This window comes from Lysinibacillus sp. NPDC097279 (genome assembly GCF_044761745.1).
Taxonomy (GTDB): domain Bacteria; phylum Bacillota; class Bacilli; order Bacillales_A; family Planococcaceae; genus Lysinibacillus.
The window spans coordinates 209,258-227,138 of sequence record NZ_JBIWDA010000004.1; the positions used below are offsets into that span (position 1 = coordinate 209,258).

Annotated in this window: 16 protein-coding genes and 1 pseudogene; 4 read left to right on the forward strand and 13 right to left on the reverse strand. The window is 33.9% G+C overall.

What is annotated here, in order from left to right; translation table 11 throughout:
- Positions 1-269: 269 nt before the first annotated feature.
- Positions 270-656 (reverse strand): hypothetical protein, encoded by a 387-nt coding sequence (locus tag ACIQ1H_RS16940; protein ID WP_402890293.1) that lies wholly within the window; start codon positions 654-656, stop codon positions 270-272.
- Between the two features lie 156 nt (positions 657-812).
- Between ACIQ1H_RS16940 and ACIQ1H_RS16945 the strand changes: the two genes are divergently transcribed.
- Both ACIQ1H_RS16945 and ACIQ1H_RS16950 read left to right on the forward strand, forming a co-directional pair.
- Positions 813-2,000, forward strand: a complete 1,188-nt coding sequence (locus ACIQ1H_RS16945) for a DNA cytosine methyltransferase (RefSeq protein WP_402890294.1) — start codon at positions 813-815, stop codon at positions 1,998-2,000.
- Between the two features lie 445 nt (positions 2,001-2,445).
- Positions 2,446-3,999, forward strand: coding sequence for an AlwI family type II restriction endonuclease (locus ACIQ1H_RS16950; protein WP_402890296.1), 1,554 nt, complete (start codon positions 2,446-2,448; stop codon positions 3,997-3,999).
- 71 nt (positions 4,000-4,070) lie between these two features.
- Here ACIQ1H_RS16950 and ACIQ1H_RS16955 read toward each other — a convergent pair whose 3' ends face one another.
- The 5 genes from ACIQ1H_RS16955 to ACIQ1H_RS16975 form a co-directional block, all read right to left on the reverse strand.
- Positions 4,071-4,823: a protein NO VEIN domain-containing protein gene (locus ACIQ1H_RS16955; protein ID WP_402890297.1), complete on the reverse strand. Its 753-nt coding sequence runs from the start codon at positions 4,821-4,823 to the stop codon at positions 4,071-4,073.
- Between the two features lie 21 nt (positions 4,824-4,844).
- Positions 4,845-5,606, reverse strand: coding sequence for a DUF6339 family protein (locus ACIQ1H_RS16960; protein ID WP_402890299.1), 762 nt, complete (start codon positions 5,604-5,606; stop codon positions 4,845-4,847).
- A 25-nt stretch (positions 5,607-5,631) separates the two neighbouring features.
- Positions 5,632-6,477: a hypothetical protein gene (locus ACIQ1H_RS16965; RefSeq protein ID WP_402890301.1), complete on the reverse strand. Its 846-nt coding sequence runs from the start codon at positions 6,475-6,477 to the stop codon at positions 5,632-5,634.
- Positions 6,474-8,336 carry a hypothetical protein gene (locus ACIQ1H_RS16970; RefSeq protein WP_402890303.1) on the reverse strand — a complete coding sequence of 621 codons (1,863 nt, stop codon included), beginning with the start codon at positions 8,334-8,336 and terminating at the stop codon, positions 6,474-6,476. The genes ACIQ1H_RS16965 and ACIQ1H_RS16970 overlap by 4 nt, the downstream gene beginning before the upstream one ends.
- 161 nt (positions 8,337-8,497) lie before the next feature.
- Positions 8,498-10,072 carry an ATP-binding protein gene (locus tag ACIQ1H_RS16975; RefSeq protein ID WP_402890305.1) on the reverse strand — a complete coding sequence of 525 codons (1,575 nt, stop codon included), beginning with the start codon at positions 10,070-10,072 and terminating at the stop codon, positions 8,498-8,500.
- 1,757 nt (positions 10,073-11,829) lie between these two features.
- On the opposite strand from ACIQ1H_RS16975, the pseudogene ACIQ1H_RS16980 reads away from it, so the two are divergent.
- A pseudogene (locus ACIQ1H_RS16980) lies at positions 11,830-12,057 on the forward strand (hypothetical protein); the annotation flags it as partial.
- A 10-nt stretch (positions 12,058-12,067) separates the two neighbouring features.
- On the opposite strand, the gene ACIQ1H_RS16985 reads toward ACIQ1H_RS16980, so the two are convergent.
- From ACIQ1H_RS16985 to ACIQ1H_RS17000, 4 genes are all read right to left on the reverse strand, one after another.
- Positions 12,068-12,322 (reverse strand): hypothetical protein, encoded by a 255-nt coding sequence (locus ACIQ1H_RS16985; protein ID WP_402890306.1) that lies wholly within the window; start codon positions 12,320-12,322, stop codon positions 12,068-12,070.
- 573 nt (positions 12,323-12,895) lie between these two features.
- Entirely contained in the window at positions 12,896-13,468 is a 573-nt protein-coding gene (locus ACIQ1H_RS16990) for a recombinase family protein (RefSeq protein WP_402890308.1), read from the reverse strand.
- A gap of 13 nt (positions 13,469-13,481) precedes the next feature.
- Entirely contained in the window at positions 13,482-13,805 is a 324-nt protein-coding gene (locus ACIQ1H_RS16995; protein WP_402890310.1) for a hypothetical protein, read from the reverse strand.
- 163 nt (positions 13,806-13,968) lie between these two features.
- Positions 13,969-14,829: a DNA sulfur modification protein DndB gene (locus tag ACIQ1H_RS17000; RefSeq protein WP_402890549.1), complete on the reverse strand. Its 861-nt coding sequence runs from the start codon at positions 14,827-14,829 to the stop codon at positions 13,969-13,971.
- Positions 14,830-14,852: 23 nt separating this feature from the next.
- Between ACIQ1H_RS17000 and ACIQ1H_RS17005 the strand changes: the two genes are divergently transcribed.
- Positions 14,853-15,524 carry a site-specific integrase gene (locus tag ACIQ1H_RS17005; protein ID WP_402890312.1) on the forward strand — a complete coding sequence of 224 codons (672 nt, stop codon included), beginning with the start codon at positions 14,853-14,855 and terminating at the stop codon, positions 15,522-15,524.
- A gap of 343 nt (positions 15,525-15,867) precedes the next feature.
- Here ACIQ1H_RS17005 and ACIQ1H_RS17010 read toward each other — a convergent pair whose 3' ends face one another.
- The 3 genes from ACIQ1H_RS17010 to ACIQ1H_RS17020 form a co-directional block, all read right to left on the reverse strand.
- Entirely contained in the window at positions 15,868-16,137 is a 270-nt protein-coding gene (locus ACIQ1H_RS17010; protein WP_402890314.1) for a hypothetical protein, read from the reverse strand.
- A gap of 349 nt (positions 16,138-16,486) precedes the next feature.
- Positions 16,487-17,041, reverse strand: coding sequence for a site-specific integrase (locus ACIQ1H_RS17015; RefSeq protein WP_402890315.1), 555 nt, complete (start codon positions 17,039-17,041; stop codon positions 16,487-16,489).
- Positions 17,042-17,433: 392 nt separating this feature from the next.
- Positions 17,434-17,820 carry a phBC6A51 family helix-turn-helix protein gene (locus ACIQ1H_RS17020; protein ID WP_402890317.1) on the reverse strand — a complete coding sequence of 129 codons (387 nt, stop codon included), beginning with the start codon at positions 17,818-17,820 and terminating at the stop codon, positions 17,434-17,436.
- Between the last annotated feature and the right edge of the window lie 61 nt (positions 17,821-17,881).

Below are 17,881 nucleotides of genomic sequence, written 5' to 3' on the forward strand. Positions count from 1 at the left end.
TTATTTCTCAATCTAGATGCTTCGCCAGAAAAAACTTTTAGATTCGCACTATGCTTTTTTCAATTCTCGTGCATATTTTTCTACAGCATTACATAATGGTTGCACTTCTAAAGAACTACATGAATGAAATCTAAAACGACTCTATAATAATCGTAAGCATTATCATTCTATATTGTAGCCTTCAAATGTTCCAGTCCATACTCAATTGAATCATAAGCGTTCTTCCATAAAGTTATCCTAATCATCACTATTGCCACTTATTTTTATTACTATGCTTGCTGTTCTTTCGTCATACCAATTAAATTGATATCTAAGTTTAAGCGTAGATTAAAAATATCTTCATACTTAATACTACCTACATCCGTACTATATTCATTTTCTACATTGCGTACAAATACTAACCTGCCTGCTAAACGACTTCGATCTCCAAAAGCGCTGACAAGTTCAAACACCGGGTTCATTGCTTTTTCAAAGCCTCGATCATCAACTAGAATAGCAATTTCATCACTATAATCGTAAAAATCATAGCCTTCTGCCTGTAACACTTGGTGTAACTCCTGATCGAGAACTTCCGCTGTTTCATTATTCAACTTTAAGACTTCTGCTTGGATTTTCAAAACTTCTGTATCAAAATATAACAAATATACTTGTAACATAAGGTACCTCATTTCTATTATTTCAGTAACATTTAATTTTTTTAAGCTTTTTAGCAGCTTTTTGACGAGAAAAGTAGTAATATAGATTATAGCATATCTATATGCAAGAACTTTTGTTCTGTTTTACAATTGTTCTTAAACAAGGAGATGAATAGTATGATTTTTAAAAAAGGTGAATTGTTTAACGGCCCAGGCGGTTTAAGCTTAGCAGCAAAAAACACAGTCGTTATTCATCCCGAAACAAATGAAAAATTCAGCATTGAACATGCTTGGTCAAATGATTTCGATCCAAATGCTTGTCGTACATTTGCACTTAATATCTGCGGTGATGAAAATGATCCAAGTGTCATTTGTGGCCCTGTTGAAAATCTACCGATTGGTGATCGTTCTATATTAAAAGACATTGATTGTTTTGCTTTCGGTTTCCCATGTAATGATTATAGCAACGTTGGAGAAAAGAAAGGCTTAGGTGGAACATTTGGTCCGCTGTATAGTTACGGAGTTAAAGTATTAAACGAGTACAAACCAAAATTCTTTATTGCTGAAAATGTTGGGGGCTTGCAAAGTGCCAATGAGGGACGGGCCTTCATTCAAATTTTAAAGGAATTAGAGTCTCCAGGTAACGTAGAATACGTTGTTACACCACATCTTTATAAATTTGAAGAATACGGCGTTCCGCAAGCAAGACACCGCATCATTATTGTTGGCATTCGTAAAGATTTGGCTGAACAAGGTATCGAGTTCAAAGTACCCGCACCAACGACTCCAAATTCAGCTGATTATAAAACATGTAAAGAAGCCATTTTAAACCCACCGATTCCAGATGATGCACCAAATCACGAAATGCCTCGTCATACAGCGAAAGTGAAAGAAATGTTAAGTTACATTCCACCAGGGGAAAATGCTTGGTACATTGGTATTCCTGAAGAATTACAATTAAATGTAAAAGGAGCCCGATTAAGCTCAATTTATAAAAGACTTGATCCAACACGTCCAGCTTATACCGTAACAGGTAGTGGTGGTGGTGGTACACATATGTATCACTGGAATGAAACACGCGCTTTAACTAACCGTGAACGCGCTCGTTTACAAACATTCCCTGATGATTTCGTCTTTACAGGTAGTAAAGAAGCTGCTCGTAAGCAAATTGGAATGGCTGTCCCACCAGCTGGAGCTGAAATTGTATTCGAAGCGATTTTAAAATCATTTGCAAAGATTCCTTATGAATATGTTGAACCAACCAAGAAATTCCAACTTGAAAATCTACAAAAAGAAAAAATTAAGAAAGTAGCAAATAGCATCATTAATGCTGATGAAAAACAATTAGCTTTCAGCAATGTTTAATTTAAAGGGGGTAACGCATGTTACGCGAAGATGTTCACCTCGGCATTTCAAAGCAATATGAAGCTTTTAAAGAGACAAATTAATAGGAGGAAACACAAAAACGAATCTACAATGGAACGCTACCCCAAGACCAATTTGTAAATTAAATGCATATATTTCATTCATTATTTAGAGGATTTTATAAGCCTACAAATGCTATGTATTCTTTCTTATCATGTAACGCAAAAAAAATTGGAAATTATGGTGAACAGATTATTTGGCTCGATAAATATTCAATTAAGCAAAAAAATGAAAGAATATATGTTAAATCATCAAAATTTCATCTTTTATAAACATAAATAATATTTCTATAGAGTACGAAAATATTCGTACTCTTTTTTTTGTATGTTAAATAACGTATCATATAGAAAGAATACAGACAATCCTACTAGAAAGAAGTGATTAAATGATTAATAACTGGGTAATTCCTCGTAACAAACGTATTTTAAATCCCGCTAATGAAATATTAGCTCTTTACAATTGGTTAGTAGTGGGACAAATATGGAATGGGGACACTAACCTTCAACTTGAATTTGAAGACGCTTTAGAGCGATTCAAATTGAAGAACCCTGGAAATAGACGTGATAGGCGTGCTGGAGGAGCAAGAACTTACGAAAGCTGGTTACTGAACTTAGGACTAATTTTTAAAGAAACAGATACCAACATTCAAAGATTGACATTATCAGGGGAACAATTATTAAATGGTACTCAGTTACCCGGACATCTTCTTACACACCAATTGTTAAAACTGCAGTACCCTTCTGTTTATAGTAAACGTGCTCGAGTGCAAATTCATCCTCGTTTTAACATCAGACCATTTCGTTTTTTATTACGTTTATTAAATGACACCCGTATTCAATCTCTAAACAAACGTGAGATCGGTCGATTTGTACTAACAGAGGCTGAAAATGAATCAGTAGATTGCTTTGAACATGTTATACAGCGAATTTTAGACTATCGTGCCCACGGTGATACTATTTTGCCATCTAATTTCCCACAACTTTATCCAAGTAGTACTAGTGGTATACGAACAATCGAGAAAACGATCGAAGCTTTGGAGGACAATGCCAATGTATTTATTACATATTTAGGAATTACACAATTCATTCTCCAAACATCTTTTAAGCGTTTAACTTATATTAGTCTTGACCCTGCTCATATTTCTGAAGTGCAAGCAATTTTAAATGATGGCTCTACTCTTCGAATTTTAGATACTACTAATTCCTATGGATCTGAGAACTTTCAGCGTAATTATGGTTTAGGAATTGATCAAACTAGGGATAACAGATCATTCCGACAACAAACACTTACTTCAACCAAATACAGGGAAAATCGTATTCGCGCAGAATTTACCCATTTATCAATGAATCAACCCATTTCACAGGTTACACCTCAAATTGTTAATACTATTTCGAGCGCTACAGGATATAGTCATTCGCAAGTAACAGATGTCCTTCAAAGGATTCCTTTGAATTCACTTAACGTATTTGAACAGAACTATTTGAATATGGCCCGAAGCGGTACATCTTTAGCAACCGAATTTGAAAGAACTACTGTTGCCATCTTTGAAGAATTTGAATTCAATTCACAACATGTAGGTCCTCAACCGTTACACCCTGATATTTACGTTGAGAATGGAAGATTTAGAGGCATTATTGATACTAAAGCTTACCATGCGTATCCATTGCATAATAATAATAAAAATACAATGATCAATAACTATATACCAACCTACCATTCTGTAACAAGACCGCTTAATTTCTATATGTATGTTGCAAATGGTTTTGGACCAAATGTTCAAACACAAATGCAAGATATTACAAATAAAACAGGGGTACCTGGGGTAGCAATTACAGCTCAAGCCTTATTGTCATTATTACGTGAGTTCCAAGCAGGTAATAAGACGTTAAATGATTTAGAAACTATGTTTACTTCTAATACTGTTATTAGCATCATCTGAATATTTCATTCTTCTCTTGACAGATTACTAAAATAGAAGTGCATCTTCATTTTTGAGGATGCACTTCTATTTTAGTAATCTATCTCTGTATTATTTAAATCATTGGAGCTAATTCCCCAATTTACATTAACCACTGTTACTATTTGCTTCTTCGGGCTAAACTTCAAATGGGGATTTGAATAGATCTCAACTATAGGTTCTTCACTAAAGCAATCCTTTACCAACACAAGATGATAATCCTCTTGCTTTTCTGCAGCAACTTTCCATTCTTTATCGGTAAATAACAACCCTCCTTCATTCCCTGACAACCCTTTTACTTCGTAAACAATATTAGAATCCCGAATACCAAAATCGTACCCACAACCTAGATCACGTGTATCTATTAAATTTCCCTCAGGGTAATGTTCAGCAAACCATCTCATAAAGAACGATTCGGCCTTTTTACCTGTTACACCACGTGTCGTATAGGTGGATGGTTTTCTGTTCGTAATTGATAAGACAATTTCTCTCGACAATTCTGATTTTCCACCTTCTAACAGTTCTAATATAATTGCCCTTAACGCCTCTTCACTTAGATGGTCAAAACTATCAACAATTTCTATGTTACTTTTATTTAACTCAACCTGATGCCAACCTGCTCTATACCCAAATAATGGATCGAAGTCATCACGTCTATTTTTAACACTATTAGGGCTATAATCAAGTTTAGCACCAATTATATTAAAGGCCTCTCTAAAACTTTTATAACCCAATTTCTGTAAGGCCTCTTCGTTAAATTTTGCTAAGTAAAATGCTATGATTAATAATTTTTTTTTCTTATCCACCTATTCCACTCCTTGAGATATTTACACTATAACAGCGTTCCAAATATTTATCTCTTTTAAATAATCATGAGCCCAAGCTATTAATTTATCACCAGCTTCCTCAACAGATAAAATATCCCACATTTCAACTGCACCAACTAAATTAAAATATTGTGCAGCTTCTCGAATTAAAAATCTCTGTTTCCCACCAATCTCAGATATTACTCCCGCCGATTCCAATTCTCTCAAATTATCTAGCATTTTAAACAAGGCTTTCAACGCTAATTTATTTCTAGATAGGTACATATTCTCGATAATTTGTCCTGCTAAATCTTGGTCCTCCAGCATTAACTCCGTATAATAATAAGGATTCTCTAATGTTTCATCATAACTTAATTCCGCAAACCACCAAAGCCTTGCTAAACCATTTCGGGCTCTTCCTTTGTCTTGGAAAAAATATCGTCTTCCAATATAAGCAACTCGGTCTCTCTTTGCCTCTTCTAACGGCCAACGTTCACGCATATAATCCCAATACTCTGTATGTGCTAATAAAGCCCAGAAGCTACCGTCAGATGCTAAAGTATATGGTAAATCGAAATAATGCTTATGCAAAGAAATTGCATTCTCTAAGTCATCGACACTTCTATCAATATTATTACTTACATATAATCCCGCACCATTTTTATCGTTTATTCCTAGCTCATTAGCTAACCAAGATTCATCAGCTGTATATAAATTCAAATTTTCATCAATTTGTTGCTGTAACTCTAAATACTTTTTTTGATTCAAATAAAGTTTTGACATTAGACTATATTCTCCTTTAACTCTTTTATAAATAAATCTTTTCTAAAGATTTAAGTGCATTTTCTGCAACTTCTTCAAAAATTTTATTCGCAACTGTAGCTACACCTAAATTCTTAATACTTTGTACATCTATATTTAATTTTTGCAAGTGAATTAGTAACGATTTATACCACTCATATTCTTCATAGGGCTCTACCGTTTCCTCGTCACTTGCTATTATTATTAATGCTTCAATTAATGCTGGTAAATAATAAATCGAAATAAGAAGCGCATTTATTTCGTCACGAAGAGATAATTCTTCAACTAAGGCATAAGTTTTTTTGGGGAGAACAATCCCAATAGTATGATCCTCTAATCTCACTTTATATGAATCAGTTTCATTATCATTAGAAGCAACTATATTAAAAATCGACTTTGTAGGGACAATAGGGTCTTTTTCTAAAATAAGAGAATAACCAACATGTACAGCTAAATAAGTGCCCTTATTAAATATTAATGGCATACCTTCATAATCTTCGTGGAGTAAGGAATTTGAATATTTTTCAATTTTAGTCGTTGCAACAACCATAAATGTCACATCTACTTGCTTAGCTAATTTTCGATTTGCAACTTCAAATGTATATTGTTCCATGGTTGAATCAAAAGCTTGTCTATACATACTACTTTCACACTCAACATGTGTAACGTATATTGCTTTTCCTTCTTGGATTAGCTTTTTTATCCCGCCATTATTTAAACGGAAGTCCACTTTAAATTCCGTTGAGTGTTCCTTGATGACATAATCGAGTTCTACTTCAAATTTACTTTCTATATAATCATCATTAAATTCCGCCAGAACGGGATGCGGATAAGAGATCTGTTTAATTTTCATATTGCTTTAACCTCCAAAGCATAAGTAGCAATTTCATTGAGTGTAATAGATAAAACACAACGTAGATCTTTTTCTAAAATTAGATTTGTAATTGTGTTATCGTTTATTTCAACATTAACCTCTTGGCCATCTAAGACACGTTTTATATCTTTTATTTTCATCTCTTTTGTTTTACCATTTTCTCCTTTAGCTTGAACCTTAAAATTTACAACACCATTTTTTTTGGGTGTAATAATTAATCGATACTTCTCTGGATCGTATGGATTTGCAATAAATCTACATGTCGAAATTTCGCCTTTTTTCCTCTTTTGACTTTGTGGTGTTTTAGGTTTATCTGATTCATCTTTTGATTTGTCTTTTGGCTTGTCTTTTGGTTTGTCATTTATTTTTTTAACCATTGGGATTGGTTCTTTAGGTTTAGAATTAATCGTGATAACTTTAATTGATTTTAAATTTTCTTTAAAAGCTGTTTCATCAATTTCAGAAATAGGATTTGTTTCATCTCCAACTTGAGGTAAGATTGCTTCAATGCCCTTTAGGTCAATCGCATCTTTTTTAAGTTTTGGTGCTAAACTATGAACACTTTGAGATATCCAATCATTAATTTCTTTAACAATTTTTTTTATTTCTTTATTTTTCTGCAATTCTTCATCATCTAAATGATCACCTAAATCTACATGCCAGCCTTTATGTGTTGCAGTTTCAGTTTGCGAAAGCACTTGATTTAATTTTTCACCTTTAATAACTAAAAAACCTGCAAAACGAGCTGGAACACGACGAAAATTAGATTTATCAAAAATCTTCATACCAGAGCCTCGATTCACTGAAACAACATTATCGAAATTGTTATTTTTAACCAAAAACAAAGTAACTTCTTGAACTTCCTCTATATTTTTTAATTTAATCTTTCTTTCAAATTTTTCTCCCTCTGTTAAAGCCGTATAAAATTCATAACTAGGAGAATATATCCCTTCTTCGGGGGCTTGAATTTCTTTTACAATTTCAGCGATTGTTTGACTATTGATTTCTTTACCTTCAATATTTATTTCCAATTTCCCTTCATAAATTGCCCACATAAAGTTTTCTATAATTACTTCTTCAAACTGATTCGTCCAATTGTCATCGAAATTAAAACCAATTATAAATTTATCAGTCCCAACTTCATTTCTCTTAAATTGATTTGGTAATATTTCAAGATTAGTAATCGGTCCATAATTATTCATATTCCCATAGTAAATATTCTCTCTATACTTTTTGCCCTCCATACGATACGTAGCCAGTTTTGCTACACCTTGAAAACCTTTTTCATTACTTTTATTAAGAGTTCCATAAAATACCATGTTATATTTCGATGCTAAAAATGGTGCATGCTTACCTAATCCTCTTGTACCATTAGAACCAATGGCCTTTTTAGAATAACCACTGCTCTTCACCAACGCTTCCCAACCACTATCATCATCTTCATCATTGATAACAATTACCTTACTTAAACCAACTGTGCTGAAATCTCGAACTGCAAGTACTCTAATTTCCTCATCACTATCGAAAACCTTAGACATTTTGGTGTAATGATCTGCTGTCTTTTTATCACTAGACCAGGAATTAGCAATTGCCGATAAATGCTGTGAAATCTCTACGAAATTAGGAAGCTCTGATTTCTTTATCTTAAATTCTTCAAATACTAAACGAACAGGTCCATCCACCTCTGCATCCTTAGCATCCAAGGCATCTTGCGTTAATTCACGTGGTACATGAAAAGCAGGATCATCTTTAAAATTCTCCATCCCCGCATGATTCAATCCACTTTTGTAATTTTCAGTGTTTTCTGCCGAAGCCCAGCCTAATTTTATATTTATCATAAAATCTTCACTCCCATTTTTAATCTACCTAGTACTGTTCCGCTTGATATTATTTAGTTTATAAATCTAATTAATTATTTCCAGAAACTTTTACTTGGTTATATTTAAATACGCAAGGGTGATTGGATGTTGTATCACCCTTGAATATATTGCCCTCTAATTTATCGAAGTAACGTATTAAGATTTAAAGACATTACATTTTTGAATTCATCAATAACTTCATAAGTTTCACCATTACTAATCATAAGTTCTGCTGACGCCATAGAGAATACTAAGTAATCAACCGCATTAAGTAGGTCTTTATTGTCCTTTAATGTCATAATGAATTTTTCATAGAAAGGATGATCAATATTCCAACTAATGAATATCATGTGCCCTTGACGACGTACTTCATATATATGGCCTGCGCGCCCCAAATGAAGATGTTCAAATTGTACATCCAACCCTTTTTTGGGTTCTTGATTTGTCTCTGTGTTTCCATGTTCTTTTTCTTTTATCTTAGTTTCTTCTGTTGAATGAATTACTTGTTCTCTATCTACATTAGAGACTGCTGGTTTTTTTAAAAGCGCTGCCTTCTTCTTGATATGATCTTCAGCTTCCTTATGCTTAATTTCCACTGATGATTTCGCCTTTTTCATCTCTGTTAATTTACGCTCGATTGCTTTGATTTGAGGCTCAATACATGCTATTAAACTATCATGTAGTGATTGATTTAGTTCAACAGAGTCTTTTTTAAAAGTAATACCACAAACTTCATCTAAGTTACCTGAAATTGAGATTTCGCCACGGAATCTATTGAAACGATTATGACGTACAAAAAATCCTAATGTATCTCCAAAAATAATTTCTCGATTATTACGTAGCACTGAAAAACCTTGATTCTTTTGATTTATCTTATATTTTTTATTCAAAGAAAGTGTACCGAAATTAGGTAGCATCCCTAATCTCACTCGAATTTTTTCAGTAATTTCTTTGCCATTGAATTTAAATTTCACATCATATAATTCATCTGAATAGATTTCTCCCAGATCCCCTTGGATGTCCGAATCTTTTTTATCAGCTTCTTTATTAGAAAGCATGAAAATATCAAATGGCTCTAGATTAGTAGCATTAACTATTATTTTTTTCCCTGCATTTAAATATTCGCGGAAAATACGCGCTAACTCAGGTTGTAGCTCTTTTATAAAATCACCTTTGCGTTTAGTGAGTCCGTCACATTTAGATAATTTTACTAATGTACCAGAATCTCTATTGACACTTATCATGTACCGCTGTAGTTCTGCTTGCTCTTCTACAGAAGCTTCACCTAACGTTTTAACAAACGCATTCTCTTTAATAATTTCATCAATATCCTGAGTTGAACTTAAAATTCTATCGTTGTCTTTTTGTTTAGTAATCACTGTTACTACACGAGCAATTGAAATCGAAGCTGTTGAAAGTCCCATACCAAACTTCCCCAACTCGCTATCCACATGGTGTGATGTATTAGACCCTAAACGTAATGCCTCATCTAGGATTCTTTCATTCATTCCAATCCCATCATCGAATAGATTAATAATAATACCCTTTGTTTTATCATCATCACTCACATCAATAATAATATTATCTGCTTCAGCGTCTAGTCCGTTATCAACTAAATCTGCAATTGCTGCTGAGTTTTTATATCCTAAATGGCGTAATGATTCAACTAAAATTGAAGCATTAGGTGTATTTTCTCGTGTGAACTTTTTTGTCATTTTATCATTTCTCCTTTATTTTTAACTATATTCACCCCTAAGATTCGATGAAAAATCATTGTTCACTCCATTTTCCAATTGAACCTAACTTTGGTCTCAACTCTATTTCTTTAATCATCTAAAGTCGTCATTTTTGGACACACCTGCATTTTAAATAGTATGTATCTATACAGTTAATGTTTATCACCACCTAGATACGGATGACCCCTATCTTATAAAAACACGCAGAGACAGAATATCCTGTTTTTTCACTCCAAACTCAAACTATCTATTGTAGAACAAGAGTAAAGTGATTTAAATTTTAGACTTAGCGAACTTTACTAAATCGCATTAAACTTTATTTTTATCAGGTTCTTATTCCACAACACCTCATTTTTACATAATAAAAAGACTGTCTGAATTTTTATCGACAGTCTTCCCCACGTAAACATGTAAAATATATACACTTTCACTAAATAAAAGTGCTCATATTTTATTCAATTAAAGCTGTTTACGTAGACCAAGACATTCTGCTCAATCTAATTCATTAAAACTTTTTGAATTTCATTTTCTATAAATATTAAGGCAACAAAAAAAGACTACACTTGAACAAATGCAGTCTCATATCTACGTATCAAAATATTAAAGCCTAATTAAATTAGTAACTAATTTTAATATTTAGTGTACGTAGACCAAGACACTTTGCTCGATCTGAAATACCTTCCAACAAAAACAAAAAAACTGTTTATTTAATTAAACAGTTAGGTAGAAGTATATAAATAGAATATCGTAAAAATTACCTTTGAACTCTTACGCTTTCACTACTTATAGACCAATACTCTCTGATTAATCTGAATATAGAATAACACAGAATTATTTAATTAGTCAACACTTTCTATATTTTCTTTCTATTTAAAATATAAATCTATTTCTCCATGCATATTAAGCTTCCTTAAAGGAGTGGGAACGATATCTTGTAGTAACGGTCCGGAGGTGTTTCAATTGGTTGCAACCAACGTTAATTGTCATCTATGATATTGAATACTCTAAAATATAGACCCTTCATTGAGAGATTCAAAGTAAATTACGTAATCGTCACAAAAAGAGCACTCTTAATACACAATTATCTGACCTAATTAAACTATTTTTGAAATTGTTCTAATTCCATCCTCCTTGTTACAGCTCGTATACTTCAATATAGTTCTTAATCGCCTACATGTACTCCGGCATTTCGGCATTTTTCTTTCATCTCACCTTGTTTCACCACCATAATATTGGCGGAACCATCCTCTGAATCAAAGTCGCTCACTTTCAATCGAACCATCTCACTTGGATACCTGAAGACAATAAAATTTACCAGGAAAATGACATACCACATCCGACTGGTTTTCAGCCCGTACCCCTTTCAATCTCAAATACTGCTCATCATTATAGAGTTGAAGTAGTAAATAAATATGTTCTTGTTGCTACATTGTGATCTGTAAATGATTATAACTCTTTATCCAAAACTTAAAAGTTTTGACACTAAGCATAAAATCTAGTGAAAGCAATTCACCTAGCAGTGTCATAACTTATATTCAAAAAAATCGTAAAAAAGGATTTTCATGAATTATGGCTATGCGAGTATATCTACTTCCAACCGAGATTTAAAAACTCAGATTCAATTAATAAATTTGTAGGTTGCGCCAAAATTTATAGTGAGCATTTTACTGGAACATAATAGATCCCCCAGAGTTTAATGCCCCACTAGAAAACTACAGCCTTGAGATACATTAGTTGTAATAAAACTGGATCGATTTGCACAATCAGTAACTAGAAGAAGCGAGCTTATAAAAGATTTGATTGATCAAGGTATTGAAGTATATTTCTTGAATTTGGGACTGCTCGATAATACGCCGATAAGGACGACCAAAATATTATATAAAAAGCAACTGGACCATGCGGTGCAGTTGCTTGAGACAAATTTTTATATTCATGTTGCTGAAATGATTCGGATTTCGATATAGTTGTACAATTTTAAACATTTTTTATTTTACTATATTCTTTTATATCACTTAAATTAATTCGCAACTCTTTTAATGAGGAATTAATCGAACCAATAATCTGTACTATTTGGGGATTAACTAATATTCCATTTTCAGCAAACCAGTTAAGATCGGATAACCTTCTTTGTATTGTGTAAACAGTTTCCTCACATCTTATTACGCTATCCTGATTCATTTCGGAAACATTAGCTTCTCCTAGTTCAACTTTAAGTTTTTTTCTCTTCATTATGTATTTCCCTCTTTCTTTGTAAATAAAAAACCCCACTTTAAACATGATAAATAAAGCCTAGTGGCCTATCATACTTAAAGTGGGGTTTTCCCATCTTTTTTTCTTATTCATTTCTAATATAGATATTGACCTAAAGATTCTGTTGAGTAAACAACACTTTGGACATTCTCGCCTAGTATGCCACATGCACGTGAAGAACGAGATTGCTCGTATGCGACTAGCGCGAATGTATAGGCAACAGAATTCAGGTTCTTAAGTTCAAATTATATATTTTTTTATTTTACATGATTCAATTGATTTTTTCAATGTTTAATTACCGCTAATAACACTTTATTCATTCACTTTTTAGCGAAATGGTTTAAACCTTTTATAAGACATACAGCATATGCAACTTCTATATTCAAACTTAAAGCCACAAGGTTTTAAAGTACTTCCTTCTTCTTTATGATGATGATGGATTATGCAATTTTCTACCTTCTAGACAAATATAAAATAGAACTTAAAAAGCACTGTATCTATTTATCTAGATATTTCTATCTGAATACGGACAAAAAATATCCAACAATAATTTTAGTCTTTAGCTTCATTAATTATTTTATAAACCGTTGCTCGACCAATACCATACTCATTTGCAATGTCATTCGCACTCTCACCAGATTCAAACAAAGTGCGTACATGCTTCTTTACCCTCTCCTCTATAGCAGGTCTCCCTCCAATACGACCACGTTTCCTGGCAGCCTCTAATCCTGCCTTAGTTCGTTGTTGTATAATGTCACGCTCAAATTCAGCAAACACTGCTAACATACCAAACATTGCCTTACCAGTAGGTGTTGACGTATCAAAAGCATCGTTTATTGATACAAAATCCACATTTTTTTCTTTAAGTTGCTCAGTAAGCCCATACAATTCTTTTGTACTTCGAGCTAATCGATCAAGTTTATAAACTACGAACAAGTCTCCTTTTGTCGCAGCCTTCATTGCATGTACAAGTTCTGTTCTTTCATTCTTACGACTTGATACCTTCTCTACATACATAACAAGTTCCAATCCTTTTAGTTCTGCATAGCTCTTAATTGCTTGCTCCTGCATATCTAAATTTTGTTCTTCTGTACTCACACGACAATACCCAATGATTCTACTCATATGACACCACTTTCTATTTTCTTATGTATTCGCCTTTGTTGTATATTGCTAAATTGAAGTGCTGTAACAATCCACCTAGTGTTGTGAAATTACAAGGTGAATTTTTTGATTGCATTGGATAATTCTCTGTAAACCATTTTCGATTCAAAATACCTCTCTGCATTAATTCGTTATGAGCTGATTCCAATACTTCGAAATCGACTTTTTTATACTTACCTTTCTTACCAATTGAATAAGCTAAATTAGTTTCATTAAGCTTTAAGATTACACTGCTTACTGTTGGTTTCTGAAATACTAAACCTTCATACAATGATTTCTTCAAATTTGAATAGTTCATTTAAATCCCCTTCCGTCTATTTACCATACGTTTAATACACGTTTTATATTAGACGAGTTTATAGACAAAAACAACAGCAAAAGAGAGCATAAACGTTAATTTATGCTCTCTGAATAAATAGTCTATTAAACGATGATTTTATAGACTTCTTATATAGCTTATATTAAATTGTATATCCTAAAGAAGATAATACTGAATTAGTCGCTGCTGTAATAGCATCTCTAGAATTTAATATTTTCTTATCAGACCCTATGATACTATTACTAAAAACTCTATTTTCTCTACTCCAATCGAACTCTGCAATCTTACGGAATAAACTCTTTAGCTCAGTAGGATTTTGTGCTTCTTTAACAAAATATCCTGCTACTCTAGCAGCTACAATAATACCTGTACCACTTGTTAGAATACTTTCATTTCTGATTTCAGGAATTGTATCAACCTCCTGACCTTCTATAGCAATTAATGTCATAATTGCCTTACGAATATATTCATTGTCCTGTAATTCTTCGAAAAATAAAATAGAATTATCCTTGACACTCTTCATCATTTCTAAATCATCTGTAAGTTCTTTGGATACCTTCTCACTTTTAACAGTTTGTGAATTATAGCCTGCAATTTCAATTACTGCATTTTTCAAATTATTAATTGTATATATATTGTGTGAGTTCTTAGATACACTTGTAGACAATAATTCTGTTGTTTTATCAAGGTATGGAATTATTTCGATCAAATCAACTACTAAGTTTGATACCTTATCTCGTGTATTGAATAATGTATTAATTGATGAACTTGTTTGTTTAGCATTTTTATTAACATCAACAAAATCTTGTCGAATTTTTTTTGTATCTCTTTCAAAAACAATATTCAATAATAGGTGACTCTCTCCAATATATTCTGCTGCTTCTTCTGCTAACTCCCTTATAGCTACAGTACGATGATTAACATCAAGACATTCAAACTCATAATCTATAGGTAAAACTACAACACCTGCTAAATTTTGCAGTAAAACGTGGCTATATTCAATTAAATCCTTTCACACTAGTAGATATGCCTGCATCTAAAAAAGAAGATATTGAGAACGAGGAAGAAGAGGAAAACTTCTATACAAAAGAGCAGCTTATACGATTTCTAAAGTGCCTGGAAAATGAGGATAATCATAAATCTTATGCATTATTTAGGCTTCTTGCATTCAGTGGAATGCGTAAAGGTGAAGCACTAGCCTTAACATGGAATGACGTTAACTTTAAAACAAACGAAATACGCATTAATAAAGCATTGTCGCGCGGTACAAATAACCGTCTCTATATAAAATCGACAAAAACAGGAATAGCTCGCACAATTAAGATGGACGAGAATTCCATGAGTATCTTGCAAGAATGGAAGAAGAAACAAAAGCAGGATTACTTAATACTTGGCTACAATACACTAAAGCCTAAACAACTAGTATTTAGTAATGAGACGAATACTTACTTGCAACCAACGAAAACACGAAAATGGATTGTGCAGGTACAGGAAAAGTACAAATTAGAGAAAATCACAACGCATGGTTTAAGACACACCCACTACAGCTTGTTGTTCGAAGCTGGTGCAAGCATTAAAGAAGTACAAGATCGTTTAGGGCATACAGATGTACAAACTACAATGAACATCTATGCACACGTAACTCAAAAAGCAAAAGAAGAAGCTATTCAAAAGTTTGAAAAGTACCTTAACATCTAAACTTGAGAATGAATACGGCTTTGACTACGCTTGAATACGTATTAATACCATTACATGATATAGGCAAAAAGAAAAACCCTTGATATACAAGGGTTTTGACGTTCATTGAAATCCAATGAATTTGTATTATGGAGACGGCGGGAGTCGAACCCGCGTCCCTTATTCGTTATTGCATCGCTATAATATCCGCATTGTTGTATCGTTGACTGTACCGTCATTTGAAACGGTGATATAAACGTACTGGCGGACAAATATCCGTTCAATGGTCGTACATTGCATAGTCGACCTTCTTACGAATCATCTTACGTTATTTGGGAGTGGAAGTAAAGCAGGTAAAGCCAATTCATCCGAAAATTAAAACGGTATTTCGATAATATAAATCTACTGCATCATTGATCGCCTGCTCTAACGTTGCCCTTTCTTCGTCAATCCTACGCATGATAAATGAAATCACTTCATATTCTTTCCGATTATATTTCTTATAGCGTCCTAATCCGCCGAAACCCGGTACTACTTCCGCCATTGCATCTGCTAACGCTTTCGGTCGTTTATTTTTCAAAGATACTCCAAGCATAGTCGCTAAATCTGTCGGTCTTATTGTTCGTTCAAACATCGTCAATCACTCTCCTTACGTACCGAGTATAACGCCCTTGAAACCGCATGAGAATAGGCTTTCTCGACTGTTTGCTGAGAGTGAAAAAAGGTATTTACGGCACTTTTATTTTAGGTTATTATTTATGTAGAATTTGAAAAAACGAGTTACGAGCGTAGGGGATTCCTGCGCTTATTTTTTTAACGCAAAACTGACGCAAGTTACCTCCAAAATAAATAGTTTCCATATATTACCTAAATGTTTTGAAACTGCGCGCAAGGTCAGAACAGCAGATGACGCCAGTCAGAATCGGGGGCTTTGGGGTCACGCAGTTTCAACGCAAAAAAAAGACGACCGCCGAAGCAGTCGCCTATAACGCAAAATCTTCCATTGTTGCATCAATTTCATCGCTTGTAATTCCGATATATTTCAACGTAATTGAAGGCGCTGAATGATTGAATATGTGCTGTAACGTAGCAACGTCCTTATTGCGCTTGTAATGATGATAACCGAAAGTTTTCCGCATTGTATGAGTGCCGATGTCATCACGTCCTAATGCGTCAGCAGCCTTCTGTAATGCACGATATGCTTGCGTTGTGCTGATAAAACTATCGCCTCGACGAGACGGAAATAAGTAATCATCGTTGCTCATTCCGCGAGTATATTCTTCTATTGCCTCACGTGTTGCCTTCGGTATTAGGAACCGTTTAGACTTGCCGGTCTTTTGCTCGGTAATAATAACGTGCTGCCTACCCTTAACATCGCTTACCTTTAGCGGTACAATGTCCGATACTCGTAAGCCGGTATTGATTCCGAAGTTAAACATAAATACGTCTCTTGCGCTTGCAAACCTCGCCAATGCCCAACGCATATCCTCGATTTCCTGCGCCGATCGTAATGGCTGTACGTTCTTTTCACTCGTCATAATATCCGCCTCATTTCATACGTTATCGTACATACGATGTATCTTAACGTAATCATAAGCGATGGATATAGTAAAGTCAACGTTTTGTATGTACGAAAATATGCAAAAACGTACATACGTAGTTATTTCCATTAGTATTTCCGAACCCCGTGAGTTTCAGACGCCCCGTCCACCGCGACTGTCTGCCCGCTGTATTCTGCGTTAACATTACGTTATCTTACCTATGTAAATCGTACAAAATCCGCGTTCCTTCTATTATATGTAACGCAAAACTCACGCATTTTACAAAGTAATGTGACTTCCCAAAGTGTTTTAAGGGCACGTCCATAAAAGGCGTCTGCCCAATATTTTGCGCCCTAAAAACGTTCTCAAAACAGTAAAAATGTAACATTTTATATTAGCGGTAAATCGTGGATTATATCCTCTAAGTTACGATACCCGTACCATCCTCCGCATAATTCAGCTATTGAAAACACTCGACGTCGCGTTATTCTATTGTACTCATTTCTCGTATGTTTAAACGCCTTATCAAGCAACCTATCGCACTCCTTTTGAAACGTCTTATCCTGCGTCCGCCAGCGATATAATGTCATGCGCGTAATTTTACATAGGAACGCCACTTCTTCCATCTTTATATAACCACTATTCTGCGCTAGAAGGACAACTGCCCGTATCTTCTTTTCTTTTCCGTTAAACTTCTCTCGTAACCTGGCGATGTCTTTATCACTTACAAGATACGGCTTAACATTGCGCTGCCCTACGATTAATCGTTCGTACATAACGTCTCTCCTTTATATATTTAATTCTTACGCAATTACTCAAAAAAAAAGACGGCAAGCA